7 protein-coding genes are annotated in these 2,886 nt (G+C 68.2%); 5 read left to right on the plus strand and 2 right to left on the minus strand.

Annotated features, from left to right (window positions below):
• On the plus strand, positions 1 to 159 hold a 159-nt coding region (locus B4E30_RS09680; RefSeq protein ID WP_286795066.1), incomplete at its 5' end, for a His/Gly/Thr/Pro-type tRNA ligase C-terminal domain-containing protein.
• A 14-nt stretch (positions 160 to 173) separates the two neighbouring features.
• Here the strand turns inward: B4E30_RS09680 and B4E30_RS09685 are convergent.
• Together B4E30_RS09685 and B4E30_RS09690 are read right to left on the minus strand one after the other, a co-directional pair.
• Complete coding sequence (locus tag B4E30_RS09685) at positions 174 to 596, minus strand: DUF1801 domain-containing protein (protein ID WP_194383947.1); 423 nt, start codon at positions 594 to 596, stop codon at positions 174 to 176.
• Positions 593 to 1,159, minus strand: a complete 567-nt coding sequence (locus B4E30_RS09690) for an HhH-GPD-type base excision DNA repair protein (RefSeq protein ID WP_194383946.1) — start codon at positions 1,157 to 1,159, stop codon at positions 593 to 595. Before B4E30_RS09690 ends, B4E30_RS09685 begins: the two co-directional genes overlap by 4 nt.
• 88 nt (positions 1,160 to 1,247) lie before the next feature.
• Here B4E30_RS09690 and B4E30_RS09695 point away from each other — a divergent pair, with 88 nt between their 5' ends.
• From B4E30_RS09695 to B4E30_RS09710, 4 genes are all read left to right on the plus strand, one after another.
• Positions 1,248 to 1,691 (plus strand): helix-turn-helix domain-containing protein, encoded by a 444-nt coding sequence (locus B4E30_RS09695; RefSeq protein ID WP_194383945.1) that lies wholly within the window; start codon positions 1,248 to 1,250, stop codon positions 1,689 to 1,691.
• Complete coding sequence (locus B4E30_RS09700) at positions 1,688 to 2,038, plus strand: DUF86 domain-containing protein (RefSeq protein WP_194383944.1); 351 nt, start codon at positions 1,688 to 1,690, stop codon at positions 2,036 to 2,038. The genes B4E30_RS09695 and B4E30_RS09700 overlap by 4 nt, the downstream gene beginning before the upstream one ends.
• Positions 2,039 to 2,188: 150 nt before the next feature.
• Positions 2,189 to 2,509, plus strand: coding sequence for a hypothetical protein (locus B4E30_RS09705; protein ID WP_349676957.1), 321 nt, complete (start codon positions 2,189 to 2,191; stop codon positions 2,507 to 2,509).
• Between the two features lie 11 nt (positions 2,510 to 2,520).
• Positions 2,521 to 2,832, plus strand: coding sequence for a pore-forming ESAT-6 family protein (locus B4E30_RS09710; protein ID WP_071045283.1), 312 nt, complete (start codon positions 2,521 to 2,523; stop codon positions 2,830 to 2,832).
• Positions 2,833 to 2,886 lie beyond the last annotated feature (54 nt).

Below are 2,886 nucleotides of genomic sequence, written 5' to 3' on the forward strand. Positions count from 1 at the left end.
CGCCAGGACGAGATCGGCACGCCGCTGTGCGTGACGGTCGACTTCGACTCGCTCGACGACCGCGCCGTCACGGTGCGCGACCGCGACACGATGGCGCAGGAGCGCGTCGCGCTCGACCAGCTCGACGCCTACCTCGCCGAGCGCCTCCGCGGCGCCTGACCGGCGGGTTCGCGTCAGTCGATGACGGTGATCTGCGCGTACTCGCCGCCGCCGCCCTCGGTGTAGGCGAGCGAGCGTTCCAGGATGCCGCGCAGCACGGCGTCATCGATCTGCTCGAGGTCCTTGATGTAGAGGCAGCCGACGCCGCTGGTGTGCGGGCCGAGATCGGCGAGGGCCCGCGCGTGAGCCTCGATCGAGTCGAGGTAGATCGTCGAGGCGGCCTTCCGCGGAGCGAAGGCCATGACGGGCATGTCGCCCTCGTTGCCGGTGGGGTAGCGGTAGTGGCAGCTGCCGAATCCGACGATCGTGCCCCACAGCTCGGGTTCGCGTCCGCTGATCTCGCGCATCATGTCGACGAGGGCGTGCGCGTCGCGCTGCCGCTTCGCCGGGACGACCTCCGCGATGAACGCCGCCACGCTTCCTCCGGTCTTCTTCACTTCTTCGCCTCCGCCTTCATCGCGCGCTTGTACTCCCGCACCCTCGTCAGCGACTCGGGGGATGTGATGTCGGCGACGCTCCGATACGAGCCCTCCTCGCCGTAGGATCCTGCGGCCTCACGCCAGCCGGCGCCGTCGTAGCCGTACTGCTTGCCGAGCAGCGCGAGGAAGATCTTCGCCTTCTGGTCGCCGAAGCCCGGTAGGGCCTTCAGGCGCTTCAGCACCGTCGCGCCATCGGGGTCGTCCTGCGTCCACAGTGCTGCGGCGTCGCCTCCCCAGTCGTCGGCGATGGTGCGGCAGAGCGCCTGCACGCGTCCGGCCATCGACCCGGGGAAGCGGTGCACCGCGGGCGGCTGCGAGAAGGCCGCGGCGAAGTCATCCGGATCGACGGCGGCCAGTGCCGCCGCGTCCGTCGTGCCGAGGCGCTGCTGGATCTTCAGTGGACCCGCGAAGGCGACTTCCATGGCCACCTGCTGATCGAGCAGCATCCCGATGAGGAGGGCGAGCGGGTCGTCGGAGAGCAGCCGGTCGGCGGCCGCGTCGTCGGTGATGCGAAGGTCCATGAACACAGTGTGACAGCGGCCTCGGGCACCGGGCCACATCGTCCGACCCCCCTTCCGCACCTTTCGAATGGGGTGATATCATGGCGATATGGGTGAGGCATTGCGGGACCGGCGCGAGCGAGCGGGGCTCAGCCAGGCACAGCTCGCCACGCGCACCGGTGTGGCGCAACCCAATATCGCCGCCTACGAGTCCGGCCGCCGGAAGCCGTCGGCGGCCATGCTCGATCGTCTGCAGGCCGCCATGCGCCCCTTGCCACATGAGGCGCTCGAGCAGAATCGCGAGAGAATCAAGGAGCTCGCCGCGGACTACGGACTGAGCAACGTTCGCGTCTTCGGATCCGCCATCAACGGCACAGATACGACGGACAGCGATCTCGATCTCCTCGTCACCCGGTCGTCCTCCGTCGGACTGTTGGCGATCGCCGAGTTCACGATCGCCGCTGAAGAGATGCTCGGCGTTCCTGTCGATGTCGTCACCGACGGCGCGCTTCCCCTCGACCATCCGATCCTCCGGTCAGCGGTGGCGGCGTGAAGGAGCGGGACCGGTGGGCGCTACGTGAGATCGTGCGATTGTGCGACGACGGCACACGACTCGCCGCGCGAGGCCGCGATTGGTACCTCTCGGACGATCTGAATACGCCGGGGCTCGCGGCCGAGTCGATCATCATCAAGATCGGTGAGAACGTTGCACGGTTGAGCGACGAGACGCTCCTCGCGAACCCGCAGGTCCCCTGGTCGAGCATCAAGCGAATGCGCGATCGGCTGGCGCACCACTATGAGGCGACGGATTACGACGCGGTGTGGGCGACGATCAACGTCGACCTGCCTCGCGTCGGCGCGGCAGTCAGGCCGCTCCTCGGCGACGTGACCGGTGACTGAACACCGTGTGACAGCGACCGTCGCGGCGTGAGACTTCTTTCATCTGGTCTTCCCGCGTCGAGGGGGCGGGTATTTTCGTATCGTTGTTTTTCGGATGCGTCCGAGTTGGGTCGGACGGAACGAGAGGTTGGGGGCGACATGAAGTTCGCGATGGGAGCAGACACCCTCGGGGTGCTGACGAAGTCCACGTCGGGATCGAGCGACGATCTGCAGGTGCTGGTGCGCCAGCTCTTCGAAGCGGCCGAGCCGCTCGAGGGGCGATTCCAGGGCGCGGGCCGGGCGGCGTTCGACCGCTTCAAGTCGCGCACCGATGTGATCTCGACCGAGCTGAAGGCATCCCTCGACGGCGTGCTCGGGGGCATCGGCGGCATGAACCGGTCCTTCCTCGAGGGGGAGGGCGCCATGGTCGACAGCACATCGAGCCTCGAAGGCGGCGCCTCGTTCGATGCCGCACGCTTCGGCGGACGGTGAGGGGCGGCATCATGGTGAATCAGAACGACCGCCGCGACTACGACATCGCGGCCTCGCAGAACGCGCAGGACAACTTCAACCGCGTCGCCGCGCAGCTCGAGGCGGTCATCGATCAGCACGACCGCGACGTGGCCGCCGCGATGGCCGACTACACCGCCGAGGGCGTGTCCGAAGACTACCGCGCCAAGGAGCAGCGGTGGAAGGCGGCCGCCGGCGAGGTGCGCACGATCATCACCACGCTGCGCACGTCGCTCGAGCGCAACGACGAGACGGCGCAGGAAGCGCTGCGCAAGGCGCGCGCGGCCGTCGAATCCATCGGCTGACCGGGTCGTCACGCACGTGACCACCTGGAGCATCGACCCGTCCGGCGTCGCCGG

Origin of the sequence: Microbacterium sp. UBA3394 (genome assembly GCF_002358725.1) — a bacterium.
In the GTDB taxonomy this organism is placed as follows: domain Bacteria; phylum Actinomycetota; class Actinomycetes; order Actinomycetales; family Microbacteriaceae; genus Microbacterium; species Microbacterium luteum.

Bases quoted from the DNA above. Each gene is read 5' to 3' on its own strand.
- B4E30_RS09695 (WP_194383945.1), top strand. From the start codon at position 1,248: ATGGGTGAGGCATTGCGGGACCGGCGCGAGCGAGCGGGGCTCAGCCAG.
- B4E30_RS09705 (WP_349676957.1), top strand. From the start codon at position 2,189: ATGGGAGCAGACACCCTCGGGGTGCTGACGAAGTCCACGTCGGGATCG.
- B4E30_RS09690 (WP_194383946.1), bottom strand. From the start codon at position 1,159: ATGGACCTTCGCATCACCGACGACGCGGCCGCCGACCGGCTGCTCTCC.
- B4E30_RS09710 (WP_071045283.1), top strand. From the start codon at position 2,521: ATGGTGAATCAGAACGACCGCCGCGACTACGACATCGCGGCCTCGCAG.